This is a genomic window from Blautia sp. DFI.3.45 (assembly GCF_020593505.1).
Classification (GTDB): Bacteria; Bacillota; Clostridia; order Lachnospirales; family Lachnospiraceae; genus Blautia_A; species Blautia_A wexlerae.
This window is the reverse complement of the sequence record NZ_JAJDMI010000061.1, coordinates 1-16,306: the sequence shown is the minus strand read 5'-3', so window position 1 is coordinate 16,306 and position 16,306 is coordinate 1. Positions and strand designations below refer to the sequence as shown.

General features: G+C 37.1%; 21 protein-coding genes and 2 pseudogenes. 21 read left to right on the top strand and 2 right to left on the bottom strand.

Translation table 11 applies throughout. The annotated features are described in order from the left end of the window. Nucleotides 1–73: 73 nt before the first annotated feature. Complete coding sequence (locus LJE09_RS15405) at nucleotides 74–901, bottom strand: delta-lactam-biosynthetic de-N-acetylase (RefSeq protein ID WP_008708206.1); 828 nt, start codon at nucleotides 899–901, stop codon at nucleotides 74–76. Nucleotides 902–2,049: 1,148 nt separating this feature from the next. Here LJE09_RS15405 and eno point away from each other — a divergent pair. From eno to LJE09_RS15310, 19 genes and pseudogenes are all read left to right on the top strand, one after another. Then, nucleotides 2,050–2,535, top strand: a pseudogene (eno, locus tag LJE09_RS15400) (phosphopyruvate hydratase); the annotation flags it as partial. Between the two features lie 298 nt (nucleotides 2,536–2,833). Then, the gene (locus LJE09_RS15395; protein ID WP_020993358.1) at nucleotides 2,834–3,478 is read left to right on the top strand and encodes a ParA family protein; all 645 of its coding nucleotides are present in this window, start codon (nucleotides 2,834–2,836) and stop codon (nucleotides 3,476–3,478) included. Between the two features lie 14 nt (nucleotides 3,479–3,492). Continuing rightward, nucleotides 3,493–3,705 carry a hypothetical protein gene (locus tag LJE09_RS15390; RefSeq protein ID WP_020993357.1) on the top strand — a complete coding sequence of 71 codons (213 nt, stop codon included), beginning with the start codon at nucleotides 3,493–3,495 and terminating at the stop codon, nucleotides 3,703–3,705. A 12-nt stretch (nucleotides 3,706–3,717) separates the two neighbouring features. After that, complete coding sequence (locus LJE09_RS15385) at nucleotides 3,718–3,957, top strand: hypothetical protein (protein WP_008708201.1); 240 nt, start codon at nucleotides 3,718–3,720, stop codon at nucleotides 3,955–3,957. 250 nt (nucleotides 3,958–4,207) lie between these two features. Then, the gene (locus tag LJE09_RS15380; RefSeq protein WP_008708199.1) at nucleotides 4,208–4,780 is read left to right on the top strand and encodes a hypothetical protein; all 573 of its coding nucleotides are present in this window, start codon (nucleotides 4,208–4,210) and stop codon (nucleotides 4,778–4,780) included. 9 nt (nucleotides 4,781–4,789) lie between these two features. After that, nucleotides 4,790–5,161: a hypothetical protein gene (locus tag LJE09_RS15375; protein WP_008708198.1), complete on the top strand. Its 372-nt coding sequence runs from the start codon at nucleotides 4,790–4,792 to the stop codon at nucleotides 5,159–5,161. A 276-nt stretch (nucleotides 5,162–5,437) separates the two neighbouring features. Beyond that, entirely contained in the window at nucleotides 5,438–5,602 is a 165-nt protein-coding gene (gene rd, locus LJE09_RS15370; protein ID WP_020993356.1) for a rubredoxin, read from the top strand. A 76-nt stretch (nucleotides 5,603–5,678) separates the two neighbouring features. Further along, complete coding sequence (locus LJE09_RS15365) at nucleotides 5,679–6,113, top strand: bacteriohemerythrin (protein WP_008708195.1); 435 nt, start codon at nucleotides 5,679–5,681, stop codon at nucleotides 6,111–6,113. Between the two features lie 287 nt (nucleotides 6,114–6,400). Beyond that, nucleotides 6,401–6,613, top strand: coding sequence for a sporulation initiation factor Spo0A C-terminal domain-containing protein (locus LJE09_RS15360; RefSeq protein ID WP_008708193.1), 213 nt, complete (start codon nucleotides 6,401–6,403; stop codon nucleotides 6,611–6,613). Nucleotides 6,614–6,617: 4 nt separating this feature from the next. Continuing rightward, a complete protein-coding gene (locus tag LJE09_RS15355; RefSeq protein ID WP_008708191.1) occupies nucleotides 6,618–7,046 on the top strand; it encodes a hypothetical protein in 429 nt (142 codons plus the stop codon). A gap of 179 nt (nucleotides 7,047–7,225) precedes the next feature. After that, on the top strand, nucleotides 7,226–7,435 hold the full coding sequence (locus tag LJE09_RS15350; protein ID WP_008708189.1) for a DUF6219 family protein: 210 nt from the start codon (nucleotides 7,226–7,228) through the stop codon (nucleotides 7,433–7,435). Between the two features lie 3 nt (nucleotides 7,436–7,438). Further along, a pseudogene (bcp, locus tag LJE09_RS15345) lies at nucleotides 7,439–7,893 on the top strand (thioredoxin-dependent thiol peroxidase). Further along, entirely contained in the window at nucleotides 7,893–8,654 is a 762-nt protein-coding gene (gene yaaA / locus LJE09_RS15340; RefSeq protein ID WP_008708186.1) for a peroxide stress protein YaaA, read from the top strand. The pseudogene bcp and the gene yaaA overlap by 1 nt, the downstream one beginning before the upstream one ends. Before the next feature lie 175 nt (nucleotides 8,655–8,829). Further along, nucleotides 8,830–9,879, top strand: a complete 1,050-nt coding sequence (locus LJE09_RS15335) for a GGDEF domain-containing protein (RefSeq protein WP_008708185.1) — start codon at nucleotides 8,830–8,832, stop codon at nucleotides 9,877–9,879. A 33-nt stretch (nucleotides 9,880–9,912) separates the two neighbouring features. Next, complete coding sequence (locus tag LJE09_RS15330; RefSeq protein ID WP_081019007.1) at nucleotides 9,913–10,071, top strand: rubredoxin; 159 nt, start codon at nucleotides 9,913–9,915, stop codon at nucleotides 10,069–10,071. A 153-nt stretch (nucleotides 10,072–10,224) separates the two neighbouring features. Further along, on the top strand, nucleotides 10,225–10,971 hold the full coding sequence (locus LJE09_RS15325; RefSeq protein WP_005421611.1) for an SDR family NAD(P)-dependent oxidoreductase: 747 nt from the start codon (nucleotides 10,225–10,227) through the stop codon (nucleotides 10,969–10,971). An 86-nt stretch (nucleotides 10,972–11,057) separates the two neighbouring features. After that, the gene (gene trxA, locus LJE09_RS15320) at nucleotides 11,058–11,363 is read left to right on the top strand and encodes a thioredoxin (RefSeq protein ID WP_005421612.1); all 306 of its coding nucleotides are present in this window, start codon (nucleotides 11,058–11,060) and stop codon (nucleotides 11,361–11,363) included. A 12-nt stretch (nucleotides 11,364–11,375) separates the two neighbouring features. Next, nucleotides 11,376–11,696: a rhodanese-like domain-containing protein gene (locus LJE09_RS15315; protein WP_008708183.1), complete on the top strand. Its 321-nt coding sequence runs from the start codon at nucleotides 11,376–11,378 to the stop codon at nucleotides 11,694–11,696. Nucleotide 11,697: 1 nt separating this feature from the next. Next, entirely contained in the window at nucleotides 11,698–13,389 is a 1,692-nt protein-coding gene (locus tag LJE09_RS15310; protein WP_008708181.1) for an FAD-dependent oxidoreductase, read from the top strand. Nucleotides 13,390–13,509: 120 nt separating this feature from the next. On the opposite strand, the gene LJE09_RS15305 is transcribed toward LJE09_RS15310, so the two are convergent. Continuing rightward, nucleotides 13,510–14,193: a Crp/Fnr family transcriptional regulator gene (locus tag LJE09_RS15305; protein ID WP_044951848.1), complete on the bottom strand. Its 684-nt coding sequence runs from the start codon at nucleotides 14,191–14,193 to the stop codon at nucleotides 13,510–13,512. A gap of 166 nt (nucleotides 14,194–14,359) precedes the next feature. Here LJE09_RS15305 and LJE09_RS15300 point away from each other — a divergent pair, with 166 nt between their 5' ends. Further along, nucleotides 14,360–14,683 carry a thioredoxin family protein gene (locus LJE09_RS15300; RefSeq protein WP_005330449.1) on the top strand — a complete coding sequence of 108 codons (324 nt, stop codon included), beginning with the start codon at nucleotides 14,360–14,362 and terminating at the stop codon, nucleotides 14,681–14,683. A gap of 15 nt (nucleotides 14,684–14,698) precedes the next feature. Beyond that, nucleotides 14,699–15,655 carry a thioredoxin-disulfide reductase gene (trxB, locus tag LJE09_RS15295; protein WP_055201414.1) on the top strand — a complete coding sequence of 319 codons (957 nt, stop codon included), beginning with the start codon at nucleotides 14,699–14,701 and terminating at the stop codon, nucleotides 15,653–15,655. The last annotated feature ends 651 nt before the right edge of the window (nucleotides 15,656–16,306 follow it).

Here is a 16,306-nt window from a genome sequence, read left to right as displayed (position 1 = left end):
GATTTTGGCATATTCATGCCAAAACACCTCGCGGGATAGTGGTGTGTGAACAGTATCGGAAAATGTTAAATGATCATAATTCATTCAGAGAATGAAAGGAATATCCCATCGCTTCCCATTTATCCAACAGTTCATCCAGAATCTGTGCATTAGTGGAAGAGGTGCTGTGTAGCAGTACAATAGCTCCCGGATGAATCCGTTTCGTCAGTTTTGCAATAGCTTCCTGTGGATCTGGCTGGTTATCCTGGTACCAGTCTACATAGGCAAGGCTCCAGAAAAATGTGTGATATCCCAGTTCTCTGGCCATAGACAGATTCTGTGTACTGTAGATGCCCTGTGGGGGGCGGTAAAATTTTGTCATTTCTTTTCCTGTAATTTCCCTGTAAATTTTTTCTACATCGGATAATTCTTTCTGAAAAGATTCTTTTGTGGAAATTTTTGACATATCCGGGTGCGTCATAGTATGATTGCCGACAATATGCCCTTCCGTTTCCATTCGTTTGATCAGATCTTTGTTTTCCGAAATGAAATTTCCAACCACAAAAAATGTAGCAGGTGCCTGATGTTTTTTCAGTGCATCCAAAATAGCAGGAGTATTTCCATTTTCAAAGCCTGCGTCAAAGGTGAGATAGATTTTCTTTTCTTCGGTATCTTCAGCAAAAAAGGCATTGTACTGAGCCAATTCTTCTATCGTTGCATTTCCAACAGGACGTTTGCCTTCTTCCTGAAAACTGAGTCCCCAGTTGGAACTTTGGGCAGAAGCAGCAGTCTGTCTGGCAGTGTTGTGCGATACGATTTTTCCTATAGAGGAACCTATAAATGCACAAGCACAGAAAAGAAGAAAAATCTTGGTAAATCTGGAAGAGAAAATCCGAGTGGAAGATATGTATTTGAGATGCATAGAGAGTGTTAACCTCAGAATGGAATGATATTAGTTTAATATATGAGAAAGAGGGGAACTATAGAAGCTGAATGACAAATAAAAGAGCCACAGATTTATATTTCATCGTGGCTCCTGTTAAGATTCTGTATCCAAGGGATGATACCTCACTTTCTGTAAAATAAATTATGAAATTGTATGAATTTGAATTATGAAATTTACTGTCCCATTGGTCTGTACCTTCCTTTTATAGTTTCATAGGGTAAATCGTTAAGTTTTCATTGGACTGTACCTTCTTCATGTAAATGAACGGTTACGTTTTATAATAGGGTAAATCGTTAACGTTTCATTGGACTGTACCTTCCTTATTTTGATTGAATGTCACTTTAAAAATAAAGTAAATCATTAAATTTCCATTGGACCGTACCTTCTTTAGAATGTTTAACTGTTACGTTCAAAATAAGATAAATCGTTAGGTTTCCATTGGACTGTACCTTCCTTGTTTGATAGGAACTACTTATAAAACTTAGTTGGATTTAAAAGCTTAAGTTCTTGGTGGTCCGTACCTGCCTTTCTTATAAGTCATGAATTTGAAACTTTGCTATTCTGGTGGTCTGTACCTCGCTTTCTTAAATTATGAAGAAAAGATTATGTTTTCGGTGGTCTCACTCCTTTACTTTTTTGTTTTTCGTAATCCCTTTTGTTTTATGAACTTAATATAACAGATAAAGAATGAAATGTCAAGAATGAAAATAGAAAATTTACAAAAATATTTAAAAGATAATATTAAAATTATTTGTATTGATAAAATATTCTGAAAATAATAATGGATATAGACAATGCATAGCCGGAAGCATATTGGGTAAAAATATGGTTGTAAAGATATACAAGTCAAATTACGTTACTGTTCACGCCGTTCTCAGTGACGTATTTTGACTAGTACATCGTTTTCGAAATAACTATACCACTCACTTGTCTGCGAATCCGATTGCACAGGTCTAAAAGCCTCAGCGTAGCCCGCTACGCCTGCGTTTTTATACCAGCACACTCGAATCCGCATCCTACGCGATTGGTATAGTTATTTACGAAACGCTGTACTTGAGGTTTAACTGTAACTGTGAAAATATGGAACAGTTACCGGTTTATTAAAATGATCAGGAGGTTCTAATATGTTACGTTATCTGCCTGTGAGAAGGGTTCATGCAAGACAGGTACTTGATTCCAGAGGAAATCCTACAGTGGAAGTAGAAGTAACAGTAGGAGAAGGTGTGATCGGGATAAATGGATATACGGGAAGGGCAATCGTCCCTTCGGGAGCTTCCACAGGAAAGTTCGAGGCAGTGGAGCTTCGTGACGGAGAAAAAGGCTGCTACACCGGACTTGGTGTCCGCAAAGCAGTGGAGAATGTAAATACAAAGCTGGCAGAAGCAATTCTTGGAGAAAATGCTCTGGATCAGTCCTATATTGATAAAAAAATCATAGAAACAGACGGCACAGACAATAAAAGTAATGTAGGGGCAAATGCGGCACTGGGAGTATCCCTGGCAGTAGCAAGGGCGGCAGCAGCAGCTCTCCGCGTTCCTTTATATCAGTATCTTGGCGGCTGCCATACCAGACAGATGCCTGTACCGATGATGAATATCTTAAATGGGGGTGCTTGTGTTATTATAATGACACAAGGCAGAACCCCTTATAATACAAGGGCTCTAGCGATTTAGTCCTAAATAAATTTCGTAACCAATCAACGAATTTATGAAGGAAAGGCCTCTCTTTTATAAATAACACAGTACAGAAGTAATAGAATTTCAGAACTCTGCTGAGATGTATTTACTATACCACGAAAGCGGTGATAATTGAATAAAAATATGTTTTGGACTGAATTAGCTCGCATGAGATTTATATCTCAGCTGTCTGATTCAGTCTTTTTATTTAACAAGAAAGAAGGGAAAGATTATGGCAAAAGTAATTTCTATTGTAAACCAAAAAGGGGGAACGGGAAAATCAGCATGTACAGCTAATTTAGCAGTAGGATTAGCACAAAAGAATATGAAAGTGTTAATCGTTGATGCCGATCCACAGTCTGATGTATCCGCAGGATTTGGATATCGTGATTGTGATGAAAGTAATGAAACACTTACAGCTCTTATGGATACAGTAATGAAAGATGAAGATATTCCTTCAGACTGTTATATCAGGCATCAGGCAGAAGGAATAGACATTATCTGTTCTAACATTGGACTGGCAGGTACGGAAGTACAGTTGGTAAATGCAATGAGCAGGGAATATGTATTGAAACAGATTTTATATGGTATCAAGGATCAATATGATGCAATTATCATTGATTGTATGCCATCATTGGGAATGATCACAATCAATGCACTGGCTGCATCAGATGAAGTACTAATTCCGGTTGAAGCGTCTTACCTGCCAATCAAAGGATTGCAGCAGTTAGAGAAGCTGGATCGTACTGTAGATGAGATTAGACGACGGTTTGGATATTTCAGTATACAGCGAGCGGCAATGTATCAGAATAAAGTCTTATCCCACTTAGACGCTGGTACGCACACGGTCCATCCACACAGTTATTTTCATGGGTAATTGGAGGGATAGATTTGAAAAAAGTATTAACCAGAAAACAGAAAGAAAGTTATCAGTGTATTTTGAATTATACGAAGGAGCATGGATACCCGCCGACAGTCCGGGAATTTGGAAAACTGATCGGAGTAAGATCAACATCATCTGCTTTTTCCAGAATCAAGCAGTTGGAGCAAAATGGATATATCCGCAGAATCCCGGCATCGCCAAGAGCAATCGAGATTTTATAGTGAGGTGTCGGCATGAACAAAGTATATGTAGATGTAGTGGCAGAGTTCCGGAAAGACGGACGGCTGGTTCCCATATTTTTTACATGGGAGGATGGAAGAAAATATAGTATTGACAGAATTTTGAAAATTGAGCGATGCGCCAGCAGAAAGGCAGGCGGTGTAGGAGTGATGTACACCTGTATGATACAGGGGCAGGAAAGCCACTTGTTTTACGAAGTGGATAAATGGTTTATGGAGAGAAAAACAGCATAAGGAGAGATTGGTATAGACGATATTATTTGGATTATTAACCGGCAGGGATAGTCACTTTCCCTTTATATTCCTGCAGGTTTTACATAAGAAGATGGATTTCGGTCAGCAAAGGCAGCTCCCACAATGCCTTTTGGATATCCGCTTCTGCAAGTTGTAGTAAGTAATTGCTTCCCATCAAAATCATGGGGAAAGCGAACTGGTCTGAAAGACCGCCAGTTAGTGTGATGATGATAAGGAGATTTTGAAACTGATGACAGACAGAGATTATGCAATTAAATCAATGAAAGAAATTACCTTCCAGATGGCAAGTCATGCACAGGATTATCTGGAAGTTACAATCGAAAGACATTATACTGATATTAAAGAACTGATGAGAAGCTACCAGAAACTGATTTTAGAAAACCAGGTTGTATTGGAAGAACTGGATATGGAGTGCCAGGAGAAAATCAATGAAGATATGGCATATGCATTGAGTTATCTGAGCATTTATAACAATCAGCTGAATGTGCCAAAGATGCACCGGGAAATGAATAACCTGATGATCATTTATGGCTTGTCTGATATGATCTATCGTGGAATGACACTGGTGAAGTTCTATGCACCGAATGGTGTGATGCTCAGTGAAATCCTTCATTCCTGTTTTTGCAGTCATTATAATAAGACAGATGTGGAAGTACAGCAGGAGTTAGGAATAGGCAGGACTTCTTTTTATAAAATGAAGAAGCAGGCACTTGGATATTTAGGATTTTATTTTTATGAGATCGTGGTACCGCAGGCAAAGGATAAAAGATTTAAACCGTCACTGGGCGTTGAGGAAGAGTAGGTGAGTAATATGAGATACGAAGATTCGATGAAAGGTGTAGCTGATCAGATAATCAAAGAACAGCAGCGAGTCAGTAAAATTAAAAACAATCCAGAAGAGTTCCATTGGCATGACGAATATGCAACGTTGAATTTCTTTCGGTTTATCTGCAAAAATATCGGTAACTTGAGAAATGGAGAAATTGAAAAAATGGTCACACGTTTAAAGAACATAGATCAAAAAGCAGTGGAAAACCATGTGAATGGTGCTGTTTGGGCATTTGATTATGATAAGATGTTCTGTGTATTGATGGAAAATGAAATTTGCCGAAAGGTGTGTGAAAAGAATAAATATAACAGTTGGATGAATCTGATTGGACAGTATTGTGTTTCAAGGACTTAAAGACGAAAAAAGTTGTTGGAGAGAAATAATTTCCAGCAACTCTGTCTTTAATGAATAGAGTTCATTTTTTTATTCAAATATTCCCATGATATATACAATATGTAAATTTGCAATTCAAATATCAGTTTATGCTAAGTACAATAATAATAATAATTACTATTATTGACAAGAGAATAATTATCATGTATAATACAGATATACAAGAAACAAAGTGTTAGAAAAATTGCTAGGAACTTGGTAACAAAAATAAATCGACATTGAAAAGGGAAAATGACTATGATAAAATATGAATGTGAACCATGTGGATATATTTATGATCCGGCAGTAGGAGATCCAGACGCTGGTATCGATCCAGAAACTGCATTTGAGGATATTCCAGATGACTGGACATGCCCAATCTGCGGATTAGGAAAAGATGTTTTCGTTCCTGTAGAAGACTAAGCAGAAAATGCAGGTACGAAACTGCCAGACATTAAAAGATCCTAAGAGAACATATAAAAGAAATGGAGGTCAAATTATGACTTACGATTTAAACATTACCTTTGATGACAATTTAGTAACAGGAAATGAAACAATTGATACCCAGCATAAAGAATTGATCGACCGTATCCAGAACTTTGTAACTGCCTGTCAAAATGGCGACAGCAAAGTAAAAGCAATCAAAATGCTGGATTATCTGGATGAATATACTGACTTTCATTTTAAAGAAGAGGAAAAGCTTCAGGAAAAATCCGGTTATCCAGAGCGTGAAAAACATTATGAAAAACATGAAGAGTTTAGAAAGACAATTCAGGAACTGTATGAATACCTTCAGGAGTATGAAGGACCGACAGATCGGTTCAGTGAACTTGTACAGAAAAATGTAATCGACTGGCTGTTTGGACACATTAAAACATATGACCGCTCTGTGGCAAAATTTATCTTTATGAAACAAAATCCAGACCGATGCTAAAATAAACCAGGGAACGAGTTCATTCAGAATGTAGACAACGTGATGAAGTAAACTAGGGGCTGTCACAATGCAGCCCCTTTCCTGTTATAGCGATATTCTAGGTAATATATTGCGCTGGCATGACATATTATTTTACTACTACTATATGGGAAGAGCAAGTAGCTCTTCTTTTTTTGTCCTTTTTATCCAATTTTAAGTTGTAAAGTCTCTTTTCATGCCAACAGAAATATGCTAAATTGATTTTATAGAACAAGATATAATTCCACTTATATATCGGAGGAAAATGAATGAGAGAGAAAACTATATATGAGAAGATTGCAGAAAAGTATAACACAACACCAGAAGAAGTACGCAGAGAAATGCAGATAGCCATAGATGCAGGATTTGATAATCCTGACCCGGCTGTGCAGGAAGAATGGAAGAAAATGACACTTAAAGGAGACAGGCCCATACCGGAAGAAGTAATCAATTACGCAGTAAAAAAATTAAAAGGAAATTAAAAATATGAAGAAAAAGATAATTGCAGTAATTTCAGGAACAGCAATCTTGATAATTGCTGCAGGAAGTATTTATGGGAAATTTGAATCCAGTCATAAAGAAGGCGAACCAGATGTAGTTGGAACTTTTTCTGTAAATCGGGATGAAAATATAACCGTGGTCGCAAATAGGGAAGATATTGAGGATAGAGAAGCGTTTGCAAGAAAACTTTTGCAGATGTACAAGGATGATTCTTTTCATTCGACAAAATTCTCCACAGACAGAGGATATGCGACGAGCATTGATATGCACATCTATTTATGGAAAGAGGATATTGAAGACGGGGAATCGGTAATGACAGCCGAATATAGACCTGTAGAATACGGAAAGGACTATGATATTGTCAATAATCCTGATAAATTTCAACTATATATAGATGGAAAAGAGATTAAATAGTAATCTCCTGAAAGCAAGCTTTTTGTCAATTATTTCAAAGAAAAATTAAAGGATAACAATACATAGTTTTGACAATGATATTTTGAAAAATTTTATAGGAATGCTCTATTATCAAATTGACATAGGAATATGGTAGCGTATAATTAGAATTGAATACACTGAAAAAATGGAGGAATTACATGAAAGCACATAAATATTGGTCAGTAGGAGCATTGATCACAATGATTGGAACTTTTTATACAGGATATAAAGGGTTAAAAGCAGCACACAAATACTTTGCATTTGGCTCTCTGATATGCATGATTATGGCAGTCTATTCTGGTCATAAAATGATTTCGGGTAATAAAAGAACAAGAAAACAGGTGAAAAATACAAAAGCGGAGGAATAGTAAATGTTAGAGTTAGGAATAAAAGCACCGGATTTTGAATTGCCGGATCAGAACGGAGAAGTGCATAAATTAAGCGATTATGCAGGAAAAAAGTGATCTTATATTTTTATCCAAAGGATAATACGCCAGGATGTACGAAGCAGGCATGTGGCTTTTCTGAGCGTTATCCACAGTTTACTGAGAAGGGAGCTGTTATTCTCGGAGTAAGCAAGGACTCTGTAGCGTCTCACAAGAGATTTGAAGAAAAATACGGACTGGCATTTACGCTATTAGCAGATCCGGAGCGTAAAGTTATTGAAGCATATGATGTCTGGAAAGAAAAGAAAAATTATGGCAAAGTCTCTATGGGAGTAGTAAGAACCACATATCTTATTGATGAACAGGGGATTATTATAAAGGCAAATGATAAAGTCAAGGCTGCAGATGATCCTGAAAATATGCTCAAGGAATTAGATTAATGAAGATAATATTATCCCCTGCTAAAAAGATGATTACAGATACTGACAGCATAGCGCCGGATGGATTGCCTGAATTTATTGAAAAGACGACAGAGATACAAAGTTGGTTGAAAAGTAAGTCAAAAGAAGAACTGAAGACTATTTGGAAATGTAATGACAAAATTACAGAACAGAACTTCAATAGATTGGAAAACATGGATCTTTATCATTTACTTACCCCAGCTGTCTTATCATATGAAGGAATTGCTTTTCAATATATGGCTCCATCTGTGTTTGAGGACAGTCAGTTCGAGTATGTACAAAATCATTTGAGAATAATATCTGCATTTTATGGTGTGTTAAAACCAAGGGATGGTGTGACGCCTTATCGTTTGGAAATGCAGGCGAAGGTTGGAATAGGAGAAACAAAAAATCTGTATGAGTACTGGGGAGATTTATTATACCGCTCAGTGATTGATAACAGCAGGATTATAATCAATCTGGCATCGAAAGAATACTCTAAGTGCATAGAAAAATATCTGACACGACAGGATAGATACATTACGATTACATTTTGTGAGTTATCAGGAGATAAACTGGTGACAAAAGGTACATATGCTAAGATGGCCCGTGGTGAAATGGTTAGGTTCATGGCTGAAAACAGAATTGAAAATCCTGAGGATATTAAGAAATTTGATAGACTAGGCTATTCATTCCGCTCTGATTTATCATCAGATGCAGAATATGTTTTTGAACGGAAAACAGAGATAACATCTTGTTAAAAAGATACTTGTTATGGGTATTTTTTTAATAAAGTAATTCGATTTTTCTTAAAAAATCATTACCATAACGATTATGATATTATATTTAAAGGTATTTGTCCAAAATATAGAGAAAGTAAATGAATAGCATAGTTATTGAAATGAATATTATTTAAGGTTAGAGATAAATTATGAAATGAAGACAAACAAGAAAAGTAAAAATTTAATAGGTATTATACAGAGTTTCCTTATATTGATATTGGTAGTTCTTATTATTTTTATGATGATTCAGATTAGTAGGCTGCAGGGAACAGCACGCGTAATAAATTATGCCGGTCTGGTACGTGGAGCTACGCAGCGCGAAATAAAATTAGAAATTACAGGAAACCAAAATGACGAATTAATTAAATATTTGGATGATATTCTTCTTGGATTGAGATATCAGGATGGACATTATGACCTGGTAAAACTCAATGACGAAGAGTATCAGGAAAAACTGCAAATCCAGAGTGATTACTGGGATAAATTAAAAACAGAAATTGAAGCAGTAAGAAACAAGGGATACGAAAATACAGACATTGTTAATATGAGTGAAATATATTTTACGATGGCAGATGAAACTGTCTCTGCCGCAGAAAGTTATTCAGAAAAAATCGCTGTAAAGATTCGTACCATAGAGCTTTTGTCGGCACTTGATATGTTGAGTCTGGTGATATTGGTTATTATGCAGACTCTAAAGGCAATGCAGATGGCAATGCAAAACAGACTGCTGGAACAAAAAGCATTCGTAGATGCCCATACTGGACTGCCAAATAAAAATGCCTGTAATGAGCTACTTAATAAAAAAGATATAATTACAGATTCTACAGCATGCATAATGTTTGATTTAAATAATCTAAAAACTGTAAATGATACAATGGGACATTCCGCAGGAGATCAGTTGATATTGAATTTCGCAAAGCTCTTGTGCAGTGTCATTCCAGAAAAGGATTTTGTTGGAAGATATGGCGGAGATGAGTTTATAGCAGTTATTTATCATACGAGCGAGGCGGAAATTAAGGAGATATTAAAATCATTGTCAAGAGAAAAAGAGAGATTAAATAGTTGTGAAAATCAATTACCAATCGACTATGCATGCGGATGGGCATTATCCTCCGATGATATGGCGTGTACAATGCAGATGTTATTGGATGATGCAGATGCTTATATGTATAAGAATAAACAGTTATGTAAGAAATATAATTAGCACTCAGCTCAGAGTAGATGAATCTTCTTAAATATAATCGATGTATGTGACGTTTGCGGATGGGAATATGATGAAGAGGAAGGTTATCCTGAAGGTGGTATTGCACCAGGAACAAAGTGGGAGGACGTTCCAAAAGATTTTGAATGCCCATTATGTAATGTTGGAAAAGATCAGTTTTCAGAAGTTGAATAAAATTCTGATTATTTAAATACGGATAGATAAACAAAAACCCTGGTGCGTGTGAGCAACAGGGTTTTTTATTGCGATAGTTTGTGATGATATCACAGAAAATGATTTACCTTTTGCTTATAATGTAACTACAAACAAAGTAAGGAGGTAGTCTAAATGAGATTAAAAGATAAAGTTGCAATCATTACGGGTGGAAGCCGTGGTATAGGATTTGCTACAGCTGATAAATTCTTGAAGGAAGGTGCTTCAGTTGTGTTGGCAGCAAGTTCACAGGAATCGGCAGATGTTGCTGTAGATAAGTTAAAAGAAAAATATCCCAATGCAATAGTTGCTGGAATTAGTCCAAATCTGGCAAGCATGGAGTCTGTCAGAAAGGCTTTTAAAGAGGCAACTGAAAAATATGGATGTGTCGACATACTGGTAAATAATGCAGGGATTTCAGAAAACACCTCATTTATGGATTATACAGAGGAGACTTTTGATAAAGTCATGGATCTAAATGTAAAAGGAGTATTTAATACTACTCGTGTAGCAGCAGAATGTATGGTGGCAAGAGGCAAGGGGGTCATTCTCTCAACTTCTTCCATGGTGAGTATTTCGGGACAGCCAAGTGGGTTTGCTTATCCGGCATCGAAGTTTGCAGTAAACGGATTGACTGTATCATTAGCAAGAGAACTAGGACCTAAAGGTATTCGTGTTAATGCTGTTGCACCTGGGATTACAGAAACTGATATGATGAAGGCCGTGCCAAAGGAAGTTATCGAACCTATGATTGAAAGAATTCCATTGCGTCGTCTTGGACAGCCAGAAGATATTGCCAATGCGTTTGTGTTTCTTGCTTCAGATGAGGCGAGTTACATTACAGGTGTTATATTAAGTGTAGATGGTATGGCAAGAAGTTAAGTTAATGAGGTATGGTGATGTAATCACGGAAAATAAATGAAATTAAGACTATAATAAATCTACAAAAAGATAAGGAGGACTGTAAAATGTCTGCTATTAATATCAATAAAAATAATTTTCAGAACGAAGTACTGAATTCAGATAAACCCGTTCTTTTAGATTTTTGGGCATCTTGGTGTGCGCCTTGCCGCATGGTAGTACCTATTGTAGAGGAGATTGCAAGTGAGCGTAGAGATATTAAAGTTGGAAAGATTAATGTAGATGAAGAGCCTGAACTGGCAAATAAGTTCAGTATTATGAGCATTCCGACTTTAGTGGTTATGAAGAATGGGAAGATTGTACAGCAGGTTTCAGGGGCGAGACCTAAGAATGCGATTTTAGAAATGCTTTAGGGAGGTGTGCTAATGGGATTTTTTGATCTCTTTAAACAGTCGAATATTAATCAAGGCATAGAAGAATATAAAAGGACTGGTGATGCAGTTCTGCTGGATGTACGTACACCGCAGGAATATCAGGAAGGACATATACCAGAAAGTAAAAATGTGCCGTTGCAGCAACTTGACAATATTGCTTCTGTAGCGAAGAATAAGGATATCCCACTGTTTGTATACTGTTATTCCGGTTCACGAAGCCGCCAGGCAACTGGGATACTGCAACGAATGGGATATTCTAAAGTAAATAATATCGGTGGCATTGCAGCTTACTCAGGAAAGGTGGAAAAATAAGATGAAGGTAATAATTGTAGGAGGTGTAGCCGGAGGAGCTACAGCCGCAGCAAGAATACGCAGACTGAATGAGCATGCTGAAATTACTGTGTTCGAAAGATCCGGATACATATCCTATGCAAATTGTGGACTTCCATATTATATTGGAGACGTGATCACAGACCCGGAAGAACTTACACTACAGACACCAGAGAGTTTTTTTAAACGCTTCCGTATTAACATGAAAATTCATCATGAAGTTATCTCCATACATCCGGAACGTAAAACGGTTTCAGTGAAAAATTTAGAGAATGGTGATATATTTGAAGAAAAATATGATAAGCTGATCCTCTCTCCAGGTGCAAAGCCAACACAGCCGAGACTTCCCGGAGTAGGTATTGATAAACTTTTTACACTTCGTACTGTAGAAGACACTTTTCGGATAAAGGAATATATAAATAAGAATCATCCAAAATCGGCTGTATTGGCAGGTGGCGGTTTTATTGGTCTGGAACTGGCAGAAAATTTGAGGGAGCTTGGCATGGATGTTACGATTGTCCAGCGGCCTAAGCAGCTGATGAACCCTTTTGACCCGGATATGGCATCCATGATCCATAATGAAATGAGAAAGCATGGGATAAAACTGGTACTGGGCTATACGGTAGAAGGATTTAAAGAAAAAGACAACGGAGTGGAGGTCCTGTTGAAAGATAATCCATCCCTTCAGGCTGATATGGTAGTTCTGGCAATCGGAGTCACACCAGACACAGTATTAGCAAAAGAAGCCGGTCTGGAACTTGGCATCAAGGAAAGTATTGTAGTGAATGACAGAATGGAAACCTCTGTACCGGATATTTATGCTGCAGGTGATGCAGTTCAGGTAAAACATTATGTTACGGGTAATGATGCGCTGATTTCTTTGGCAGGACCAGCCAATAAACATGGCAGAATCATCGCTGATAATATTTGTGGCGGTGATAGTCGTTACCTGGGCAGTCAGGGAAGCTCCGTTATAAAAGTGTTTGATATGACAGCAGCCACTACAGGTATCAATGAAACCAATGCCAAAAAGTCAGGATTAGAGGTAGATACAGTAATTCTTTCTCCTATGAGTCATGCCGGTTACTATCCTGGTGGAAAAGTGATGACCATGAAGGTGGTTTTTGAAAAAGAGACCTATCGTTTGCTTGGCGCTCAGATTATTGGATATGAAGGAGTTGATAAACGTATTGATGTGCTGGCAACAGTAATTCATGCAGGTCTGAAGGCAACCCAGCTGAAGGATTTGGATCTCGCATATGCACCGCCTTATTCCTCTGCCAAGGATCCTGTAAATATGGCAGGATTCATGATAGACAATATAGCAAAAGGTACCTTAAAACAATGGCATCTGGAAGATATGGATAAGATTTCTAGAGATAAAAGTGTTGTGTTGCTGGATGTGAGAACTGTAGGTGAATTTAACAGGGGGCATATGGATGGATTCAAAAACATTCCTGTAGATGAACTAAGGGAACGTATCAATGAAATCGAGAAGGGAAAGCCTGTTTACCTGATATGCCAGAGTGGGCTGCGAAGTTATATTGCCAGTCGTATTCTGGAAGGAAATGGGTATGAAACATACAACTTCTCCGGCGGATTTCGCTTCTATGATGCAGTTGTCAATGACCGTGCGCTGATTGAAAAGGCATATGCATGTGGTATGGATTATTAAAAATAATCATAATATTTTTATAATTTTCTCGTAATATAAAAAGATCCCCCATTTATTAGAATGACTTTCATAATTCTGATAAATGGAGGATTCTTCTTTATATGTTACAGAAAAACGATTTTATGACCTTTGGAGTGTTTCCAGTCTTTTTGGATCAAGGATTGTGATTTTGCCGCGGGAGAGTTTGACGAGACCCTCGCCTTGAAAGTATCGAAGCATTCGAGTGATAACTTCCCTGTGGGAACCAAGATGATTAGCAATCGTCTCATGAGTGATTTTCAGCTCGTTTGTTCCTTCGATAGAGGTCTCTTCTAAAAGAAATGAAGCAACACGCTTATCCAAACTCTTCCACATGATTTGTTCAATCAGCCACATGACATCAGAAAAACGGGTGGCTATTAACTCATTGGTATAGTTTGCGACGGGAGCAGATTCCTTCATAATGCCCTTATAGATTTCAGCAGGGATGATCCAAAGATCAGTATCTTTTTCTGCTTCAATGGTTACTTCAAATTGAATGGAGCGTATGATACATGAGGCGGATAAAAGACACATATCCATATCGAACAGACGGTAAAGTGTAATCTCTCGTCCTTCATCTGAAAGTATGTAGGTTCGAAGCTGCCCGGATTTAACCAGTAATAATCCAGTGCAATCCAGGTTTCCATTGTGAATGATTGTCCCTTTTTTTACATACTGTGTGATTAAATTGTCTGAAATTATTTTTTTCTGTGTTGTATTTAAGTCATTCCATAGTGGAAAACAATTTTCGAAGTTCATAACCGTTATCTCCTTTACGAACATAGTATACTTGCTTTTTTTAGATGCGTCAAATATATAACTGGCATATGCCATAAATAGAAATAAAAAGAAGTGTAATAAAGTAAATTATCTTTTCTGTGATATTATCACTGAAGTAAGACTTTCTATGAGGTATATTAAGTTCAAACAGGAGAAGGAGTTGAAAAATATGACATCAATAAATATAAATAAAGAAAAGTTTGGACAATTAATTCATAAAGAAAAACCGGTTTTGGTTGATTTCTGGGCACCTTGGTGTGGTTATTGCCGTAGAATTGGAGCGGCTTATGAAAAAATAAGTGAAGAATACAGCGATATTCTTATTGCTGGAAAAGTAAATATTGATGAAGAACCACAGATTGCAGAAGCTGAAAAGATTGAGATAATTCCTACGCTGGTTTTATATCGAGATGGAAAGGCAATAGATTCTATTGTTGCACCTGAATCAAAAATAATGATAGAGAATTTTATTAATGAAGCATTGGAAAAATAAAAGGAGGACTGCTGTATGAATGAAAATCATGTTTACGATATGATTATCGTGGGGGGAGGACCTGGAGGGTATACTTCAGCATTATACGCAGCCAGAGCAGGATTTGATACAATTGTTTTAGAAAAATTATCTGCAGGTGGTCAGATGTCATTGACCTGGCAGATTGATAACTATCCTGGTTTTGAAAATGGAATTGACGGATTTTCATTGGCAGAGAAAATGCAAAAACAGGCGGAAAAATTTGGCGCTAAAAGTGAATATGCTGAAGTTTTTAATATGAATTTAACAGGAAAGCTTAAGAGAGTAGAAACTAGTTCGGGAATTTATATTGGGAAAACAGTAGTGATTGCTACTGGAGCAAATCCAAGAGAACTTGGTCTTGCTAAAGAAAAAGAATTGATAGGTCATGGGGTTGCTTATTGTGCCTCCTGTGATGGTATGTTTTATAAAGATAAGATTGTGGTGGTTGTTGGTGGTGGAAATTCTGCTGTATCAGATGCTGTTCTTTTAAGTCGAATTGCTAAGAAAGTCATCATTGTTCATCGAAGAGATACATTACGTGCAACGAAAATCTACCATGACCAGCTGTTGAAAACTGAAAATATAGAGTTTCGATGGAACAATACAGTAAATGAACTGATTTATGGAGAACGATTGACTGGTGTGCGGTTGAAAGATACAGTTACAGGAGAAGAAAACATTATAGAATGTGACGGCCTGTTTGTGAGTATAGGAAGAAAACCGACAACAGATTTTTTAGATAATCAGATAGAACTGGATAATAAAGGATATATTGTGGCAGGTGAAAACACTGAAACGAGTATTCCGGGTGTTTATGCTGTAGGAGATGTCAGAACAAAGTTACTTCGTCAGATAGTAACAGCAGTTGCAGATGGTGCTATGGCAGTACATATGGCAGAAAAGTATATGGATCTGACTGTAGCAATGTCGAAACCCTATCTACCGTGTTAGATTCAGATGTTTCTGTAATTTCTGTTAATGCATCTAGGTCAATAGATGTTTTATCATCTGAATAATACCATGTAATCACCAGACGGTCATTATACACATATATCTTATCTACAAAATATTCAAGCACCTGATTTCGTGTATCTTCATCGTCAAAATCTGCTTTCGCATACATTTCAAAATATTTCTTTATACTGTTTTCATCTTCAACAAGTGCCTGTTTCAACTTTTCAGTTTCAATGGCTTCTTCAATGCCCGTCTTTTTTGTTCTCTACACAAACAAAAGAGTTCAACGAAATCTTGGGGTGCTTACACCACTGGAATTCCATGAACAAAAACTAAAAAACGTTGCATAAATAACCCGGTACATAAACTGTACCGGGGAAGAAAAAATTTTCGTTATTTAATTTGTCTACTTGACGGGTAGCACACCAAAACACTAGCTTTTTCTGGCTGCAGTTTTCTAAAAAAGTGCAACCAAAAATGCAACCCACATTTGGCAACTGCCCAATGGGCAGTGCCAAGAATGTTAATTTTGGGATTTTAAATTAAGATATACATGAAAAAAGAGAACAGCTGTCGCCATTCTCTTTTCTACAAACTGTTAAGGAAACAATCGGAGTTGGTGTAAACGAAAAAGCAGCCTTGAGTTCT

Excerpts from the sequence above, each read along its gene's own strand:
- LJE09_RS15405 (WP_008708206.1), bottom strand. The coding sequence starts at position 901 with ATGCATCTCAAATACATATCTTCCACTCGGATTTTCTCTTCCAGATTT.
- LJE09_RS15395 (WP_020993358.1), top strand. The coding sequence starts at position 2,834 with ATGGCAAAAGTAATTTCTATTGTAAACCAAAAAGGGGGAACGGGAAAA.
- LJE09_RS15385 (WP_008708201.1), top strand. The coding sequence starts at position 3,718 with ATGAACAAAGTATATGTAGATGTAGTGGCAGAGTTCCGGAAAGACGGA.
- LJE09_RS15380 (WP_008708199.1), top strand. The coding sequence starts at position 4,208 with ATGACAGACAGAGATTATGCAATTAAATCAATGAAAGAAATTACCTTC.
- LJE09_RS15375 (WP_008708198.1), top strand. The coding sequence starts at position 4,790 with ATGAGATACGAAGATTCGATGAAAGGTGTAGCTGATCAGATAATCAAA.
- rd (WP_020993356.1), top strand. The coding sequence starts at position 5,438 with ATGATAAAATATGAATGTGAACCATGTGGATATATTTATGATCCGGCA.
- LJE09_RS15365 (WP_008708195.1), top strand. The coding sequence starts at position 5,679 with ATGACTTACGATTTAAACATTACCTTTGATGACAATTTAGTAACAGGA.
- LJE09_RS15360 (WP_008708193.1), top strand. The coding sequence starts at position 6,401 with ATGAGAGAGAAAACTATATATGAGAAGATTGCAGAAAAGTATAACACA.
- LJE09_RS15355 (WP_008708191.1), top strand. The coding sequence starts at position 6,618 with ATGAAGAAAAAGATAATTGCAGTAATTTCAGGAACAGCAATCTTGATA.
- LJE09_RS15350 (WP_008708189.1), top strand. The coding sequence starts at position 7,226 with ATGAAAGCACATAAATATTGGTCAGTAGGAGCATTGATCACAATGATT.
- yaaA (WP_008708186.1), top strand. The coding sequence starts at position 7,893 with ATGAAGATAATATTATCCCCTGCTAAAAAGATGATTACAGATACTGAC.
- LJE09_RS15335 (WP_008708185.1), top strand. The coding sequence starts at position 8,830 with ATGAAGACAAACAAGAAAAGTAAAAATTTAATAGGTATTATACAGAGT.
- LJE09_RS15325 (WP_005421611.1), top strand. The coding sequence starts at position 10,225 with ATGAGATTAAAAGATAAAGTTGCAATCATTACGGGTGGAAGCCGTGGT.
- trxA (WP_005421612.1), top strand. The coding sequence starts at position 11,058 with ATGTCTGCTATTAATATCAATAAAAATAATTTTCAGAACGAAGTACTG.
- LJE09_RS15315 (WP_008708183.1), top strand. The coding sequence starts at position 11,376 with ATGGGATTTTTTGATCTCTTTAAACAGTCGAATATTAATCAAGGCATA.
- LJE09_RS15310 (WP_008708181.1), top strand. The coding sequence starts at position 11,698 with ATGAAGGTAATAATTGTAGGAGGTGTAGCCGGAGGAGCTACAGCCGCA.
- LJE09_RS15305 (WP_044951848.1), bottom strand. The coding sequence starts at position 14,193 with ATGTTCGTAAAGGAGATAACGGTTATGAACTTCGAAAATTGTTTTCCA.
- LJE09_RS15300 (WP_005330449.1), top strand. The coding sequence starts at position 14,360 with ATGACATCAATAAATATAAATAAAGAAAAGTTTGGACAATTAATTCAT.
- trxB (WP_055201414.1), top strand. The coding sequence starts at position 14,699 with ATGAATGAAAATCATGTTTACGATATGATTATCGTGGGGGGAGGACCT.